13 protein-coding genes and 1 riboswitch are annotated in these 16,620 nt (G+C 56.8%); of the genes, 6 read left to right on the top strand and 7 right to left on the bottom strand.

The genetic code is table 11. The features are described from left to right. Positions 1–27: 27 nt before the first annotated feature. Both AARI_RS03420 and AARI_RS03415 read right to left on the bottom strand, forming a co-directional pair. The gene (locus tag AARI_RS03420) at positions 28–444 is read right to left on the bottom strand and encodes a hypothetical protein (protein WP_013347959.1); all 417 of its coding nucleotides are present in this window, start codon (positions 442–444) and stop codon (positions 28–30) included. Between the two features lie 137 nt (positions 445–581). Further along, positions 582–1,145: a cupin domain-containing protein gene (locus AARI_RS03415; RefSeq protein ID WP_013347958.1), complete on the bottom strand. Its 564-nt coding sequence runs from the start codon at positions 1,143–1,145 to the stop codon at positions 582–584. 282 nt (positions 1,146–1,427) lie between these two features. Next, positions 1,428–1,541: riboswitch (SAM riboswitch) on the top strand. Positions 1,542–1,557: 16 nt separating this feature from the next. On the opposite strand from AARI_RS03415, the gene AARI_RS03410 reads away from it, so the two are divergent. Further along, a complete protein-coding gene (locus AARI_RS03410; protein WP_013347956.1) occupies positions 1,558–1,824 on the top strand; it encodes a hypothetical protein in 267 nt (88 codons plus the stop codon). 55 nt (positions 1,825–1,879) lie between these two features. Beyond that, positions 1,880–2,983 (top strand): VIT1/CCC1 transporter family protein, encoded by a 1,104-nt coding sequence (locus AARI_RS03405; protein WP_013347955.1) that lies wholly within the window; start codon positions 1,880–1,882, stop codon positions 2,981–2,983. Positions 2,984–3,045: 62 nt separating this feature from the next. Here the strand turns inward: AARI_RS03405 and AARI_RS03400 are convergent, their stop codons facing one another. After that, positions 3,046–4,116 (bottom strand): LOG family protein, encoded by a 1,071-nt coding sequence (locus AARI_RS03400; RefSeq protein WP_049862551.1) that lies wholly within the window; start codon positions 4,114–4,116, stop codon positions 3,046–3,048. Between the two features lie 206 nt (positions 4,117–4,322). Here AARI_RS03400 and AARI_RS03395 point away from each other — a divergent pair, with 206 nt between their 5' ends. From AARI_RS03395 to AARI_RS03385, 3 genes are all read left to right on the top strand, one after another. After that, the gene (locus AARI_RS03395; RefSeq protein WP_013347953.1) at positions 4,323–7,670 is read left to right on the top strand and encodes a DEAD/DEAH box helicase; all 3,348 of its coding nucleotides are present in this window, start codon (positions 4,323–4,325) and stop codon (positions 7,668–7,670) included. A 210-nt stretch (positions 7,671–7,880) separates the two neighbouring features. Beyond that, on the top strand, positions 7,881–8,117 hold the full coding sequence (locus tag AARI_RS03390) for a hypothetical protein (RefSeq protein ID WP_102598477.1): 237 nt from the start codon (positions 7,881–7,883) through the stop codon (positions 8,115–8,117). A gap of 578 nt (positions 8,118–8,695) precedes the next feature. Then, positions 8,696–10,228 carry an MFS transporter gene (locus tag AARI_RS03385; RefSeq protein ID WP_013347951.1) on the top strand — a complete coding sequence of 511 codons (1,533 nt, stop codon included), beginning with the start codon at positions 8,696–8,698 and terminating at the stop codon, positions 10,226–10,228. An 89-nt stretch (positions 10,229–10,317) separates the two neighbouring features. Here AARI_RS03385 and AARI_RS03380 read toward each other — a convergent pair whose 3' ends face one another. The 4 genes from AARI_RS03380 to pcrA all read right to left on the bottom strand — a co-directional run bounded on the left by AARI_RS03380 (position 10,318) and on the right by pcrA (position 15,814). Beyond that, positions 10,318–10,821: a hypothetical protein gene (locus tag AARI_RS03380; RefSeq protein WP_013347950.1), complete on the bottom strand. Its 504-nt coding sequence runs from the start codon at positions 10,819–10,821 to the stop codon at positions 10,318–10,320. Between the two features lie 280 nt (positions 10,822–11,101). Beyond that, entirely contained in the window at positions 11,102–12,004 is a 903-nt protein-coding gene (sucD, locus tag AARI_RS03375; protein WP_013347949.1) for a succinate--CoA ligase subunit alpha, read from the bottom strand. Positions 12,005–12,020: 16 nt separating this feature from the next. Further along, positions 12,021–13,193 (bottom strand): ADP-forming succinate--CoA ligase subunit beta, encoded by a 1,173-nt coding sequence (gene sucC / locus AARI_RS03370; protein ID WP_013347948.1) that lies wholly within the window; start codon positions 13,191–13,193, stop codon positions 12,021–12,023. 242 nt (positions 13,194–13,435) lie between these two features. Next, positions 13,436–15,814, bottom strand: coding sequence for a DNA helicase PcrA (gene pcrA, locus AARI_RS03365; RefSeq protein WP_013347947.1), 2,379 nt, complete (start codon positions 15,812–15,814; stop codon positions 13,436–13,438). Between the two features lie 84 nt (positions 15,815–15,898). On the opposite strand from pcrA, the gene AARI_RS03360 reads away from it, so the two are divergent. Next, the gene (locus AARI_RS03360) at positions 15,899–16,561 is read left to right on the top strand and encodes a hypothetical protein (RefSeq protein ID WP_013347946.1); all 663 of its coding nucleotides are present in this window, start codon (positions 15,899–15,901) and stop codon (positions 16,559–16,561) included. The last annotated feature ends 59 nt before the right edge of the window (positions 16,562–16,620 follow it).

The raw sequence follows: 16,620 nt of genomic DNA, 5'->3' as shown, positions 1-16,620 counted from the left end.
TCAGGCTATTTCGCCCAATGAAGATGATCAGCTCTCGTCAGAGTGCTTCTTGCTGGCTTTAACCAGCGCACGATCGACCTCATGGATACCTAGGCAAAAACCTGCGGACATGATCAGTGACTTGATAGTCAGTTCAGAAAGATCATCGGCTACGTACACCAGCTGAACTGGTCCAGCCAAGATCAGCAAGACCCCGGTCCACAACATATAGACCCACGAGGTATGCGCTTGGGCCATCAGTGGGAAGCGTGCGCGGCGGCGAATCGTGCGCACCCCGATGGTCACGATCACGATCGCCAGAATCGCAGCGCCGATGAAAAAGAAATTGCGCTGGGTGCGGATCCAGGTCAGGGTGGTGCCGACAAGGACACCGAAAAGTATCGAAGCCCACCAGCTGATGCTGCGCAATTGGTCATGCGTTGTGGTCGGTTCCCGTGTTTTCACACCTCTCCCATCACTTATCGATCCCAGCGCCCAAATCAACGCAATGCTTCTAGAATACGCGGTTTGCCGGCCCACCAGCCAACGCAAGGCTGCGCAGGGACTGTCCCACCTCCAGAACAGAAGCTGGAGACGGACAACTAGAGAATCAGCGTCCAGGTAACCACGGCGGTCTGGTCGGACTCGTTCTCCCAGCTGTGCGGCTCACGGCCGGGGAAAGTTATAGTGTCGCCAGCTTCGAGTTCCACTCGTTGATCAGGTAATACGAGCACGAACCTGCCGCCAATCACATGCAGCACTTCCAGCTCGCAATCCACCGAATACAGTTCCGCTTCGCCGGTGCCCTTCGGCGCGATCTCGGCACGGATCATCTGCACCCGCTTTTCGCTGCGAGGCGTAACCAGCTGCTCCGTGATGCCATCACCGCCGAGGGAAACGCGAGGAGCCTGCTCCAGTCGCACAAGTTTGGTTTCCGGAACTTCAAAGAGCGTACCGACTTCAATGCTCAGTACTTCGCACAGCCGCAAGAGGGTCGAGACCGACGGGCTGGTCAGGTCGCGCTCGACGCGTGAGAGGAAGCCCTTGGTCAGTCCCGAAAGCTCGGCGACTTGGTCAATGGTCATGCGCTGGGTTTGGCGCACCCCGCGCAGCCGCGCGCCAATATTGATCGCTGCACCGGTTGGTTCAACTGGCAAGGTTTTCATCGTTTGGCTCCATCGACGATTCTCATAGCGGCAAAGCCCAATCCATTTCGGTTTCAAGGCCTGCGGAGCAAGTTTACCAATGGTAAACACGCGGTGATCTCTATCGGCATTCATTCTGCCCCGTTCACCCCACCGAAGATGCCTAGGGAACTGCCTATGAGTCGTGAACAGCTCGATGGCCTGGTGTGCCGACTGCATCTGGTTCCAGCAGCGAAGCGGCAGTCATATTTCGCCCCATGACTTCTTCAAGTCCCCACCCCGGCAGTAGCATCAGAATTGTTGCTTCACGAGATGCGGCGCCAAGCTCCGACTGGCCGCACACCAACCCCAAGTTCATGGGTGGTTCGGATGAGGAAGCGGTCCGCGCATCAACAGTTGCACGGGCAAGAGCTCGCCAGAGAGATGCAGCCCCATGACGTATCCAATCCTGCCAATCATCGACCGCCAGACCGGACAGGTGCAGTTCAAAGCCGAAGGCCACTGGCATATCCGATATGTAGCGGATCCGCTGCGGCTTGAACGACTCCTTGCCCGGGGCGTGAGACGGCCGATCTTCGACCCGGAAACATCAAATTTGCTGCTCGTAGTGCCAGCAATCGCAGATCCTGCAGGCAAGAAATTTGCTTTTAGCCTTGCCAAATTCCCAAGCAACGGAGCCCTGACTAAACTGGGTAGCTGATCCGACCCACGGGTTTCATTGGGAAACTCCATGTACTAGGAGAGTCATCTTCACGATGTCACAGCACTCAGCAAGCGAACCAAGCAAAACTCAGATTAAGCGATGGCGGCAATACCTCGCCGACGAAATCGCCGAAGGGGCCATCTACCGTGCCCTCGCGGAGAAGAAAACCGGGCAGGAACGGCAGATCCTCTTAGGCCTGGCCGAAGCCGAAACACGCCACGAAGAACACTGGCGGACCAAGCTCGGCGGACACGTCAAAGACGTTCGTCCATCCTTGCGCCGCACCATGCTGCGTTTCCTGGCACTGCACTTGGGCTCGGTGTTCGTGCTGGCCATGGCCCAGCGCTCGGAAAGCAGCTCCCCCTACCGTGATGACAAGGATGCCACCGCACAGATGGCAGCCGACGAACAGGTCCACGAGGAAGTAGTCCGTGCGCTGGCTACCGCTGGCCGCGCACGTCTTTCAGGCAACTTCCGCGCCGCGGTCTTCGGTGCCAACGATGGGCTGGTTTCCAACCTGGCGCTGATCATGGGTATCGGCGCCACCGGTGTCTCGGCAACCTTCGTGCTGTTCTCCGGCGTTGCTGGTTTGCTGGCCGGTGCGCTGTCCATGGCCGCTGGCGAATACGTCTCAGTACGTTCCCAGCGCGAGCTGCTGACCGCTTCGCGCCCAACCCAGGTCACGCTCACTGCAGCCCCGAACCTGGACCTCGATGCCAACGAGCTGCTGCTGATCTACAAGGCCCGAGGAATGAGCGATGAGGATGCCGAGCACCGTGCGGCCGAACGCATGGGCATGTTCACCTGTGACTGCAATCCCGGCTTCTCGTTGAACCCAGAAGGCCGCAGCGCAGAACTTGAAAAAGAACATGAAGAGCTGGGATCGGCGACCGGAGCGGCCACTACCTCGTTCTTCCTTTTTGCGTCCGGCGCTATTGTGCCGATCCTGCCTTATATCTTCGGCCTATCCGGCCTGAGCGCAGTCATCATCTCCGTGGTGCTGGTTGGCATCGCCTTGATGATTACCGGCGGCATCGTCGGCTTGCTCTCCGGCGCGTCCCCATTCAAACGAGGCCTGCGCCAGCTGGCCATCGGCTGGGGAGCGGCTGCCGTCACCTATTGCTTGGGCCTGATCTTCGACGTCAGCGTCAGCTAGCGGCCCGACACCTTGCGCATGCCGGTACAGCTTCGCCTGTACCGGCATTTTCCATGCCTGATTCAGCTGCCCTGTGGATGCCGGGTGCGCCGGCGCAGCGTCGTCATGGATTCGATGAACGCCATGGCTTCTTCGGCCGTATCCACTAGCGCGATCTTCTGCTCCATGACCCGCTCCTTGGCCAGTGCTTGCAGCAACGGCCACGCCGGCAGGTCCTTGGTCCAGTAGTCCTTGCCAATGAGCACCATCGGCACCACTCGGGCCCCAGTGGCGTAATAGTTTTCGCAGGCGTCCTGGAAGATTTCCTGCACCGTGCCAGCGGCCCCCGGCAGGACAACCAGCCCTCCATTGGATTGCTCCAGCAAAATAGCTTCGCGAATGGAATTGGTGAAGAACTTGGCAATCCCGGTGGCGAACAGGTTCGGCGGCTCATGACCGTAAAACCAGGTCGGCACGCCAAGGGACTGGCGCTGGCTGGGGAAGCGTTCTTTGACCATCAACGCAGTTCTTGCCCAACCGGTACGCTGGTGGATCGCATCCGGCGCCTCGGCCAGCATCCGCAACGCCGTAGTGATGTCCTCTGGTTCATAGTCAGCCAACCACGCTCCAGCATTGGCCGCTTCCATTGCGCCAGGCCCACCGCCGGTAGCCACCGCATAGCCCGCCCGGGTAATCATCCGCCCCAGCTCTACAGCTCGCGCGTACTCGACAGTGCCGCGGTTCATCGCGTGGCCGCCCATCACCCCGATGATCGGAGTGTCCTGGAACATGCCTTCATACACCGCTGAGACCAGCGCCTGGCCAATATGGTGATCATGCAACGTCTTGGACAGCGCACTGTCATCGCTATTGCCGTTCACCGCGACATGCTGTTGCGAGTACGCGTAGATCTTCGCATCAGGCACATGTTCGTAGGTCTGGGTCCGAATTCCCGAGTACAGCTCATCGGCTGAATACAAATCCCGGGCACCAGTTTCAAAGGGCAGCTCGGACCCCGAACTCATGCATAGACCGCCGGTGGCTTGCACGATCTGCTGGCCTTGGGAGGAATATTGGCAATCAATGAACAGTGCTTCGGAAAGGTCCAGGGATTTGAGCACGGTATCCCGTTCGCGCAGATCAACGCGGTGCACGCGCCAATTTTTCCCGCGGGCGCGGTGAGATGCCAACGCCTCGGCTGCAAGCCGATCGAACTCAACGAGCGATGTTATGTTCACCGCTCGTGCTGGAAGGTAGGGCCACACTTGGGACATAGCTACACGCTACGTCACAGATAGTGATTATTCACAGAAAAGCTCTTCAACTTTCACCACGGCCCTGAACGTGAAACGATGAGAGGATGAGTGAATCTGTTCCACCAACCATTGATGCCCGCCATTTACTGGCTTTTCTGGGCAACGCGCCTTTCTTCTACGGAAAGACCCTGGCTGCAGAAGAAAATTCCGTGGTTGACGTGGAATTCGACGAAGACGCCCAACAAATCGAAGGTACCGTCACCGAGTCCGGTGAAGAGTACGCTCCGATGATTCAAGTGCGCTTGGACAACGAAGAGTGGAAGATCGATTCCTGCGAGTGCACCTGCGACGCGCCTGGCATCTGCTCGCATATCGCCGCACTGGCCATCATCTCCAACAAGATCGCTTCACAACCGCGAACTTTGCCGGCTCAGGAAGAAAAGCTGAACACCGTTTGGTCCCAACAAATAGATTCCTGGTTTGAAGAATCCGAACCTGGTCCTGCCGACGGGTTGCTCGGTTCCCAGCACGATGCTGTGGTGCCGATGGCCCTTCAGTTCCTGCTCTTTGATTCAAAGGACACCACCCAGCAGCAACAGTGGATGCCAACTGGCACCATCCCCCACCCGACCCGCAATAAGCGTTTCCGCTTGGGTGTTCGCCCGATGGTGCGCAATACCGAGGGCCGTTGGGTTCGCGGCCAGCTTCGCTGGACGACCTTAGGCTTCAAGACCTACGGCTGGAACTTGCTGCGTGCCCAGCACCACTGGTTTACCCGTTTTGCCTCGATGGCCCGCAGCGATACCCAGTTGCAGTTCAAAGTCGATGAAGACTGGCTGTTTTTGGATGAGTACGCCTCTGACCTGCTCTGGCCACTGCTCGAACAGGCCGATGAGCTGGGCATCCCGCTGATCACCACCCGCAATGAGCAGCGCGTGCGCATCGTTGATCCAGCCAGCTTCAGCATGCGTGCTTCGTTGAACGAACAGCACCTGCAGTTGGACGGAGTCCTGCACATTGCCAATCAGGATCTGGTCCTTGAACCTGAGGCTCCAAGCGGTGTCATTGCCGAGCATGGCTTCTACGCTCAGCTGGCCCAGCCTGATGAAATTTGGCTTGCACCAAGTCTCGAGCCGATCCCTGACGCGCATCGGCGTTGGTACGTTGACCGCAGGCCAGTTACCGTGCCAAAGTCTGAGATCAACAATTTCTTCGAGTCCTCCTACCCTCGTTTGGCTCGGCGTTTCGAGCTGAGAAGCACGAGCGAAGAGCTGGAGCTGCCGGTTCTGAACCCTCCGTACGTTCAGGTCACCGTGGCGTACAAGCGGGAGTTCAACGAGAAGGATGAACCTAACGACACCGCATCGGTCGACTTCGAGATCCGCTATCCGGGTATTCCCAGCGATCAAGAGGTATACGACTTCGAGGCCGAGGAACTGCTTCGAAGCGCTGTGCATGAAGTCTTCGAAGCTCATGAAGAAGGCGGCAATCCCAGCCTGTCGCCAAAGTTCTATGCCCGCGATGACACCATAGATTTCGTCACTGAAATCCTGCCCGAACTGGAACAGCTTCCAGGGATCAAGCTGCTTGAGAAGGGGTCGCGTCCAACTTTCCGCCAGCTGCGGGAGCTGCCCCAGCTGAAGATCAACGCCGTGAACCACGAACGCACCGACTGGCTGGATCTTGGCCTGTTGATCACCGTGGGCAACCATGAAGTTCCCTTTGCGCAGATTGTCGAGGCCATGAGCAATGGCCGGATGAAGCTTCGCTTGCCTGATAACACCTGGTTCTCATTGAATCACCCGATGTTCGCCAAGCTCAAAGCGCTAGTGGACGAAGCTCAGGCAATGAATGACAAGCCGAAGGAGGGAGACCTGAAGCTGACGGTCTTCCAGATCTCGTTGTTTGAAGAGCTTGATGAGATGGCCGAAGGCATCGATGGTGCCGATCTGTTTATCGCACGCATGCGCTCGCTGCTCAAAGTCGCCGAAGCGCACCATGCTGAAGTGCCCGATACGCTCAACGCCCAGTTGCGCCCTTATCAGGTTGAGGGATTCCATTGGCTCTCCCGTCTGTATGAAGGCGGTTTTGGCGGCATCCTCGCCGATGACATGGGCTTGGGTAAGACCTTGCAGACGATCGCCCTGATCCTGCATGCCCACAAGCTCTGGGCTGACCCGCAGGCCTGCGCCCAGCTGCCTGCGACGCAGCGCACCCAGTTGCCGTTCCTAGTGGTTGCCCCGAGCTCGGTTGTTTCCAACTGGGAAATGGAAATCAACAAGTTCGCACCGTCGCTGCGGGTTGTCAGCGTCGAAGGTACTTTGCCTTCAGCGCGAAAGCTGCAGGAGCTAGCCGAGAATTACGATGTCATTCTTACTACCTACACCCTGCTGCGCCTGAATGACGAGATTTACGAGGCGCAGCGCTTTGCCGGCTTGATCCTCGATGAGGCTCAGTTCGTCAAGAACAAGTCCACCAAGGCACACCGTACCGCTGTCAATTTGCAAACCAACTTCAAGCTGGCTGTCACCGGTACGCCGATGGAGAATAACCTCTCCGAGCTTGGTGCACTGCTCTCGCTTGTGGCACCAGCGTTGTTCTTGAACACCACACGTTTCAATCGCCAGTTCGCTCGACCAATCGAGGTCCTGGGCGACCGCGATGTCCTTGCCCTGCTGCAGCGTCGGATCAAGCCATTCATGCTTCGCCGCACCAAGGAATCTGTGGTCCTGGACCTTCCAGCCAAGCAGGAGCAGCAAGTACTGGTGCGCCTGTCCGAAGAGCATCAGCACGTCTACGACACGCATCTGAACCGTGAACGCCAGAAAATCTTGCACTTGGTTGAGGACTTGGATCGCAATCGATTCACTATTTTCCAGTCCTTGACGCACCTGCGCATGCTGGCCTTGGAACCTTCCTTGGTGGATCCAGAACTCTCAGATGTCACCGGTTCAAAGCTTGAAGCACTCTTCGACCAGCTCGATGATGTGGTCGGCGAAGGACACCGCGCGCTGATCTTCAGCCAGTTCACTTCATACCTGAAGGTGCTGGCCGACAAGCTGACCGAACGCGGCGTGAAGTTCGTGTACCTGGATGGAAACACCCGCAACCGCGCAAAGGTCATCGAGCAGTTCAAGGAAGGCGAAGCACCGCTGTTCCTGATCTCGCTGAAGGCTGGTGGTTTCGGGCTGAACCTTACCGAGGCCGACTACTGCTTCTTGCTTGACCCTTGGTGGAACCCAGCAGTGGAAGCCCAGGCGATTGACCGTACGCACCGTATTGGCCAGACCCGCCAGGTCATGGTGTACCGCATGATTTCGCAGGGCACCATTGAGGAGAAGGTCGTGGCCTTGCAGGAGAGCAAACGCAAGCTGATCTCTACCGTCATGGATGAGGCGGACGGATTCTCCAAGGCTCTGACCGCCCAAGATATCCGAGGATTGCTTGAGTAACAGGTTGATTAAATCTGTTGTTTTAGCAGGCATCTTCCAGTAATACCCTGTATATTCAAAATGTCCGACGATGTGCGCTACGCCACACTTGGTGTGCTTGTCGGACAGTAGCCCAGGCGGATCCTCGTCAGGGCGATACGAACGACAAAGGCGGTAATAACCGTGTCCCTGATTAAATCGGAGACTCTCAGTACCCCCGATGATGACTGGATGAGCGCATCGGTGAGTATCGATAAAGATCGTGTGGTGATTCAAACCGAGCAGGAAAGCCTGTCCTTGGAAAACGACCGGCTCTTGGAAAAGATTCGCAGAGTTTTAGCCTCTCCGCTCGAAGAGATTTTCTACAACCCAAAGCACCGAATGCTACTGATTCCAGGCGCTTTCGCTGCTATCGGCTCTTCATTCCTACGAGTCGATACTGAAGCTGCAGTCGGCCTACGCGGCTAGCACTCTTCAACTACATGCCCCAAGTTGCCCACCGGCAGCTTTGGGGCATTTTTGTACCCTCGGCACACGGCGTTCAAGACAGCCGTTCAGCACACCGCCTTATGGTGGTCTCTGGCAACAATTTCTACCCCTGGAATTCTTCTCTAGGATGGGCGGTTTTCGCCAAGAACCGCCAAATTTCGGCCTCTGATCTTTCGAGTCCTTGGCCACAGTTTCAACTTTTTGCCCGTATCTGACCGAGCCGTCGCCAATTGCTCGATTACCCCATGCTTACGTGGGTATTCGGCACTCACCCCAACACCAATTCCACTGTCATCACTGGTGTTCCCTCGGCTCAGGAGTGCCCTTCGATCAGGTCATTAATGCGATTTTTGGTAAACTTAATGATTGTTCGCTTAAGCGTTTCGTCGCTCGAAGCAGGTTTTTCACCGGATTCTTGAGTAGAAATCTATCGATTTCGATGAGTCACATGGCGGCCGCAACCAGCTTCAAAGAGCAGCGATTTTGCTCCTCACTATGCGGATGAAGACGGTCGCTGGCACTGCGACAAGATCAAGAAAGATATGAGGAGTGAAACTATGGAAGCAAGAAACTCACGGAAGCAGCGGTTCCTGCGAAAACGCCGCTTGAAGGTAGAAGACGTTACCGTTGTCGACGATTCGATGCTCAAGAAAGCTATCGGCGGTACCGTCGTTGGCAACTTGATGGAATGGTACGACGTCGGCGTCTACGGCTACCTGGCAGTGATCATCGGCAAGCTCTTCATGCCCGACACAGTCGAGCCGGCAATTCAAACCCTCTTCAGCCTCGGCGTCTTTGCCGTGACGTTCGTTGCCCGCCCGCTTGGCGGCGTAATACTAGGCCAGCTGGGTGACCGCGTAGGACGCCAGAAAATCTTGGTGTTCACCCTGCTCATGATGGCCTTGGCCACGTTCGGCATCGGCATCCTTCCGGATTACTCGACATGGGGTGTGGCAGCGCCAATTCTCTTGGTCGCACTGAAGCTGGTTCAGGGCTTCTCCACCGGCGGCGAGTACGCCGGAGCAACTACCTTCATCACCGAATACGCTCCAGATAAGCGCCGTGGCTTCTATGCCTCGCTGCTGGACCTCGGCTCCTACATGGGCTTCGCTCTCGGTGCTGCTTTCGTTTCCATCCTCCAGCTGACGCTGAGCGCAGATGTCATGGAAGGGTTTGCCTGGCGCATTCCATTCCTGGTTGCCCTTCCACTGGGTGTCATTGCCTTGTGGTTCCGTTCGAAAATCGAGGACACCCCTGCCTTCAAGGAAGCTCAGGAAGCGGCCAATCGCGCGAGCGAAGACGCAAGGAACTCTGCCGATGCGCCGAAGGGCGTCATCGACTTGGTGAAGTCGTACTGGCGCGAGCTGCTTACCGGCTTCGTGCTCGTTTCGGCCGCCAATACCGCTGGCTACGCGCTCACCAGCTACATGCCTACCTACCTGACCGAGACGCTGGAATACGATCCGGTCCACGGCAACTTGCTGACTCTGCCGATCTTGGTGGGAATGTCCTTGTGCATCCCGCTGGCTGGCAAGCTCTCCGATAGCGTGGGCCGCCGCAAGGTCCTGTTCATTGGTTCGATTTCGTCCGTAGTCTTGGCCGTTCCCGCATTCTTGCTCATGATGCATGGCCAGATCTGGTCCACCCTTGCGGGCCTTGCACTGCTGGCCGTCCCAGTGACTTTCTACGTTGCCAACCTCGCTTCGTCGTTGCCTGCGCTGTTCCCGACCGCCTCGCGGTACGGCGGCATGGGCATCTCGTACAACTTTGCCGTCGCCATCTTCGGCGGCTTCGCACCGTTCATCATGCAAGCGCTGGTCACCATGACCAAGTCCTCGCTGGCCCCCGCCTTCTGGGTCATGGGCACTTCGGTCGCAGGTTTCATTGCTGTCTGCTACCTGCGTGAATCTGCTCGCAAGCCGCTACCTGGCTCGTTGCCGTCGGTAGCCTCCGAAGCTGAAGCGATCGAGCTGGTTGAAACTCAGGAAGAGAACCCGGACCTTGATGTTGAAGAACTCTTTGAGCAGGTTCCTGCGCTCGAAGAGAACTATCAGCAGGAGATTGCAGACGCCAAGGCTGCTCAGTCCTAGGCTAGATAGCCTCTCAATGGGGTTGTGAGCGATGGTGGGGCCGGTTCCAAGCGGAACTGGCCCCACTATCGTTTCACCCGGCTAAAGGGCTATGAGGCTTGGCAGTAGGAATCGTAGGTTGCTTGTGCAGCCCATTGCGCCTTCGCATCTAGCCTCAGCTCGCAGTCAAGAATTCCGAATTCAGTCTCGGACCAAGTATCGAAAACGAGCCTATAGTCGTTTTGCTGATCGTTGAGGCATTGAACGCTATATGTGTAGGTCACCGGGCGCGCTGCCGCGTATCCCACGAGCCCCGCAGACTGCTCGGAGCTTCTGATCAACGATTCCAGCCCTTCGCTTGCATCATAGGGCCGTTCTACGACAGTGGTTTCGGAGACGGCGCCGGCCGCCGTGAGCACTTCATTGACATTGTTCCAGTCAGGACGAGGACTGAAGGTGACAGAGGAGCCAACAGATGCGTCCACCAAAGTATGGCGCATGTCCTGGTCATAGAACTGGTCGACTCGGAGCAGTTGCGGTGCACCACGCAGTTCGCCCTCGCTGGCAATGTACGGACGATCGCAAGAACTTGCTGAATCAGGGTTCAAAGGCAATGGCCCTTCACTTTTACTGGATCCTGGGCTTGTACAAGAAGTCAATGCCAGAGATAGGCACGCAAACGCCGCCCAGTAGCTTCCGCGCATCGTCTGCAATCCTTCTCTTTAAGTCCTAGAACTCAATTATTCCAATCATCATATTAGTCCAGCGACGGCTTGACTAGTAGATTCCTATTAAAAGCGAAACGACCGCCATTTCTCCTGATGGTTCAGGAAAAACGGCGGCCGTTCATTCCCGGAAAATATTTCCGGTTATCAGCTTCAGTTCAGCGACAGCTTAGAGAGCTGCGAAAACTTCGCGCAGCAAGACGGCAGTCTCCGAAGGAGTCTTGCCTACCTTGACGCCTGCAGCTTCCAGTGCTTCCTTCTTGGCCTGGGCGGTGCCAGCCGAGCCGGAAACGATGGCGCCTGCGTGGCCCATGGTCTTGCCTTCAGGAGCGGTGAAGCCAGCCACGTAGCCAACTACTGGCTTGGTGACGTTGGCTTTGATGTAATCAGCTGCGCGCTCTTCAGCGTCGCCACCGATTTCACCGATCATGACGATGGCCTTGGTCTCTGGGTCAGCTTCGAAAGCAGCCAGTGCATCAATGTGGGTGGTGCCGATGACTGGGTCACCGCCGATGCCGATTGCGGTCGAGAAGCCCAGATCGCGCAGTTCGTACATCATCTGGTAGGTCAGGGTACCGGACTTGGAAACCAAGCCGATTGGGCCCTTGCCGGTGATGTTGTTCGGGGTGATACCAACCAGTGCTTCACCTGGGGTGATGATGCCTGGGCAGTTAGGGCCGATGATGCGGGTGATCTGGTTGCCGTCGGCGTCAACCTTCGACTGTGCCAGAGCCCAGAACTCAGCGGAGTCCTGTACTGGAACACCTTCGGTGATGACTACAACGAGGCCAACTTCAGCCTCGATAGCCTCAACGACTGCGTCCTTGGTGAACTTAGGTGGCACGAAGACGATCGATACGTCAGCGCCGGTCTCGGCCTTGGCCTCAGCCACGGTGCCGTAAACCTTGATGTCCTGCTCACCGTGGGTCACGGTGGTGCCGGCCTTGCGGGCGTTAACGCCGCCAACAATGTTGGTGCCAGCCTTGAGCATCAGGGCGGTGTGCTTGGTGCCTTCGCCGCCGGTGATGCCCTGGACGATGACCTTGGAGTCCTTGTTCAGGTAAATGCTCATTGTTCGCTTATCCCTCTTACTTCGCTGCGTTGGCGAGCTCGGCAGCCTTGTCGGCGCCCTCATCCATGGTTGCTGCCAGGGTTACCAACGGGTGGTTGGCCTGGGCCAAGATGGCGCGACCCTCTTCAACGTTGTTGCCGTCCAGGCGGACAACCAGTGGCTTGTTCGCTGCATCACCCAGGGTGTTCAGCGCGCCAACGATGCCGTTTGCAACAGCGTCACATGCGGTGATGCCACCGAAGACGTTGACGAAGACCGACTTGACCTGTGGGTCATTCAGGATGACGTCAAGGCCGTTAGCCATGACCTCAGCCGATGCGCCACCACCAATGTCAAGGAAGTTAGCAGGCTTGACCGAACCGTGGTTCTCGCCAGCGTAGGCAACAACGTCCAGGGTCGACATGACCAGGCCAGCACCGTTACCGATGATGCCCACTTCGCCGTCCAGCTTGACGTAGTTCAGGCCAGCGGCCTTTGCCTTTGCTTCCAGGGGATCGGCTGCGCCCTTGTCCTCGAGCTCTTCGTGAGCTGGGTGGCGAACCTCAGATGCGTTGTCATCCAGGGAAACCTTGCCGTCCAACGCAACGATGTCACCGGCACCGGTCTTCACCAGTGGGTTGACCTCGACGAGGGTGGCGTCTTCTTCCTTGAATACAACCCAGAGCTTCTGGATGGTTTCTGCAACCTTGGCACGCAGTTCTTCAGGGAAGTTAGCCGCCTCAACGATTTCAGCGGCCTTCGCGGCATCGATGCCAACGATTGGGTCGACTGCAACCTTTGCCAGGGCGTCCGGGCGCTCAACTGCGAGCACCTCGATCTCCATGCCACCTTCTACCGAGCACATGGCCAGGTAGTTACGGTTTGCACGGTCCAGCAGTACCGAGAAGTAGAACTCCTCAGCAATGTCGGCACCCTGAGCGATCATGACCTTGTTTACGGTGTGGCCCTTGATGTCCATACCGAGGATGTTGGAAGCGTGCTCGAAAGCTTCGTCAGCGGTCTTAGCAACCTTGACGCCGCCAGCCTTGCCACGGCCGCCAACCTTGACCTGTGCCTTAACTACAACAACGCCGCCGATCTTCTCGGCTGCGGCTTTGGCTTCTTCCGGGGTGTAAGCGACGATACCGGCAAGCACGGGAACGCCGTGTGCCTCGAATAGATCGCGCGCCTGGTACTCATACAGGTCCACGGGTTTGTGTCCTTCGTTCGAAGTTCATGCTGACTCGCGACACGGCCACAGACCGAAATCCATGCCATGCCAAAGAGAGCGCACCGCAACTATCGGGACGTCGTTAGGCGCCGTAGCCCGTGCGCACCTCTCAGACTATCCCGACTTTCGCAAACTTCCCACTTTTACAGCGTGTAGAGAAACTCGCGAAGACTGCCGGAAACCATCAAGATGTGACCTAGAAAACACTAAAAGTCTGTTATCTAGTCCACGATTTCTAGCGGTGCATAACGCAGCAACAGCCTCTTCTCAGAGTCCGGGAACTGCACCTTGGCAACAGTCTTGTCACCTGCACCCTCTAAAGCAATAACAGTGCCCAAGCCAAACGAGGAATGCTTAACGTTTTGCCCAACTTCGGGGATTGTTATGTCCTTGTTCTGCACAACTCGTTTCTTGGAAATCGGAGCAGCGTTATGTCCGCGAGTGGGCTGCACCGTACCTGAACCAGCACCCCAGTGGCTGCCACGTTCGTATCTGCTCGTGGCGAAATTCACCGCTGTGTTGCCGAAGCCGAAGCCCATTCCGCCGCCAGATCCTTCACGCTTCCAATCGATCAGCTCGCTTGGGACTTCTTCCAAGAACTGGCTCGCAGGGTTGTACTGGGCCTGTCCCCAGAGGCTGCGCTGCTCGGCACGGGTCAGATACAGGCGTTCGCGCGCGCGGGTCAGGCCAACATAGGCCAAGCGGCGCTCTTCGGCCAGTTCCTTCTCGTCGGTCATCGACCGCTGGTGCGGGAAGACCCCATGCTCCATGCCAGTCAGGAAGACTACGGGGAATTCCAAACCCTTGGCCGTATGCAGGGTCATCAAAGTGACCACGCCTTCTTGGGCAGCCATGGCCGCGCCCTCGTCGTCACTCGGAGCCTCTGGAATTTGGTCGGCATCTGCCACCAGCGCAACGCGCTCCAGGAATCCTTCAAGACCACCTTCTGGCTCGTCATTGACATAATCGCGGACCACAGCGACCAATTCAGCAAGGTTCTCCACACGCGACTCGTCCTGCGGATCCGAGGAGAGCCGAAGAGTCTCCAAGTATCCGGTCTGTTCCAGAACGGCCTCAAGAGCCTCCGCAGGACCAGAGCCTTCAGCTACGGTCTTCAGGTCATCCATCATCGAAACGAAGGCCGCGGTCATCTTGATGCCTCGGGTGCCTAGGCCCGGTGCTTCATCCGACCGCCGCAATGCGTCCATAAAGGAGATGCGGTCACGTTCAGCCAAGGCAGCCACAGCACCTTCGGCTCGGTCTCCGATGCCGCGCTTGGGTTCATTAAGAATGCGGCGAACGTTGATGTCATCATCAGGGTTCACCAAGGCGCGCAGGTAGGCCAATGCGTCCTTGATTTCCTTGCGGTCATAGAAGCGGGTTCCGCCAACAACCCGGTACTTCAGATCCACACGCATCAGCTGTTCTTCCAGCGCACGCGATTGAGCGTTAGTGCGGTAGAAGATCGCTACGTCACCGGGGCGGACTTCGTCGTCGTCATTCAAGCGCAAGATTTCTTCAGCAATCCAGCGAGCTTCATCCGACTCGGATTCTCCAACGTAGCCAGTGATCTTCTCACCGTCGCCGCTGGCAGTCCACAGCTTCTTATCGTTGCGGTCCGGGTTTCGCTTGATGACCTCATTTGCCGCCGACAGTATTGTCTGCGTGGAACGGTAGTTCTGTTCCAGTTTGATGGTGGCCGCGTTCGGGTAGTCCTTTTCGAAGTCGATGATGTTGCGGATGTCCGCACCACGGAAAGCGTAAATCGACTGATCCGAGTCGCCCACGACGGTCAATTCGCCAGGAGTCGTATCCCCTTCTACCCCGGTGAGCTCACGCACCAGGGAGTATTGGGCATGGTTGGTGTCCTGATACTCGTCAATGAGCACATGGCGGAAACGGCGGCGGTAATTGTCTGCCACGCGTGGGAACGCGCGGAACATGTAGACAACTTGCCCAATCAGGTCATCAAAGTCCATGGCGTTCGCTGCCCGCAGGCGACGAGTATAGCCCCGGTATACCTCAGAGACTGCTCGCGAAAATGGATCATTGGCATTGATTGTTGAGGCATAGTCCTCATCGTCAATCAGTTCATTTTTCAATGACGAGATCTTATGCGCGATCGCCTTCGGGGTGAAGCGTTTCGGATCAATTTCCAAAGACTTTGCCACGAGGGTAATCAGTCGCAATGAGTCAGTGGAGTCATAGATCGAGAAATTCGATTTCATGCCGATGGTGGCAGCTTCACGACGCAAAATGCGCACGCATGAGGAGTGGAAAGTAGAAATCCACATCTTCTTCGCCTGATCCTCACCAATGAGTTCCGCGGCTCGCTCACGCATCTCGGCTGCGGCTTTATTGGTGAAGGTGATCGCCAAAATTTCGTGTGGCCGAGCGCGACCGGTTGCCATGAGATAAGCAATGCGGTGCGTGAGCACACGAGTTTTTCCAGAACCGGCACCTGCCACAATCAGCAATGGTCCACCGGCATAGCGCACGGCTTCTTCCTGCTGCGGGTTCATACCGACTAAAAGTTCTTCAGCGCTGGGCATGACCTGCTGTGTGGTGTCCGGGGCAAAATCATCAAAAAGAAAATCCATGATGTAGCCAGTCTACGTGGAGCACCGGACACTTTTCAGTGTGTGGGGAAAAGCGGACGCTGCCGGACGGGCATAATAGAAGATATGGCAAAGAAGGTCAGGAAAAGCAAGGAATATCGCAAGCCGAATCAATTCGAGCAGCTGCAAAATCAGCGGATTGAATCGAATGCGAGGTCAGGCAAGGTGCAAAGCACCTCCCACGAGAACAAGTCGAACCCGATGTTGTTAATTTCGGTGGGCTTGATCATCGGTGTTGCATTATTCGTGTATTACCACCTGCTGACCTTGGTTCAGATGCAAGACCTCAGTGGTTCCTTGCCGATGCCTGATCAGCGGATTTTTGGGTACACACTTGGCGATATTGAGGCCCTGCGCAACGCCATGGATGATGACGCTGTTGGACAGCTCAACTACTTGCACAAGACCGCTGGCTTCCTCTTCCCAATGTTTACCGCTATTTTCTCCATGCTGCTATTCATCTACTGGATTCCTAACCGCCAGACACGATGGTTGGCCTGGATTGCCCCCTTGGGCTTTGCCGCGATTGATATCTGGGAGAACTTCGCTATTGATGCACTGTTCACCGGAGAACTGAGCGAAAGCGCCGTCGTACTGGCGTCGATTCTCACCACTACCCGGTGGGCATTGTTCATTATTACTGCTGGCCTGGTTCTGGGCCTGGGCGCTGTGCGCGCCAATCGCGCGCTCAAGGCAAAGATGCTTGCAATTCGCGAGGGTACCGACTGAGCCAGGGCGTGAGAATTACACCCTGACATCCTAGTAAGATAGTGTTGTTGGTGTTTTCA

Origin of the sequence: Glutamicibacter arilaitensis Re117, from assembly GCF_000197735.1 — a bacterium.
GTDB lineage: Bacteria > Actinomycetota > Actinomycetes > Actinomycetales > Micrococcaceae > Glutamicibacter > Glutamicibacter arilaitensis.
The sequence above is the reverse complement of the archived record's forward strand: the minus strand, read 5'-3'. Positions and strand labels throughout refer to the sequence as shown.

Bases quoted from the DNA above. Each gene is read 5' to 3' on its own strand.
- AARI_RS03390 (WP_102598477.1), top strand. From the start codon at position 7,881: ATGAGCGCATCGGTGAGTATCGATAAAGATCGTGTGGTGATTCAAACC.
- AARI_RS03360 (WP_013347946.1), top strand. From the start codon at position 15,899: ATGGCAAAGAAGGTCAGGAAAAGCAAGGAATATCGCAAGCCGAATCAA.
- pcrA (WP_013347947.1), bottom strand. From the start codon at position 15,814: ATGGATTTTCTTTTTGATGATTTTGCCCCGGACACCACACAGCAGGTC.
- AARI_RS03405 (WP_013347955.1), top strand. From the start codon at position 1,880: ATGTCACAGCACTCAGCAAGCGAACCAAGCAAAACTCAGATTAAGCGA.
- AARI_RS03410 (WP_013347956.1), top strand. From the start codon at position 1,558: ATGACGTATCCAATCCTGCCAATCATCGACCGCCAGACCGGACAGGTG.
- AARI_RS03395 (WP_013347953.1), top strand. From the start codon at position 4,323: ATGAGTGAATCTGTTCCACCAACCATTGATGCCCGCCATTTACTGGCT.
- AARI_RS03415 (WP_013347958.1), bottom strand. From the start codon at position 1,145: ATGAAAACCTTGCCAGTTGAACCAACCGGTGCAGCGATCAATATTGGC.
- AARI_RS03385 (WP_013347951.1), top strand. From the start codon at position 8,696: ATGGAAGCAAGAAACTCACGGAAGCAGCGGTTCCTGCGAAAACGCCGC.
- sucD (WP_013347949.1), bottom strand. From the start codon at position 12,004: ATGAGCATTTACCTGAACAAGGACTCCAAGGTCATCGTCCAGGGCATC.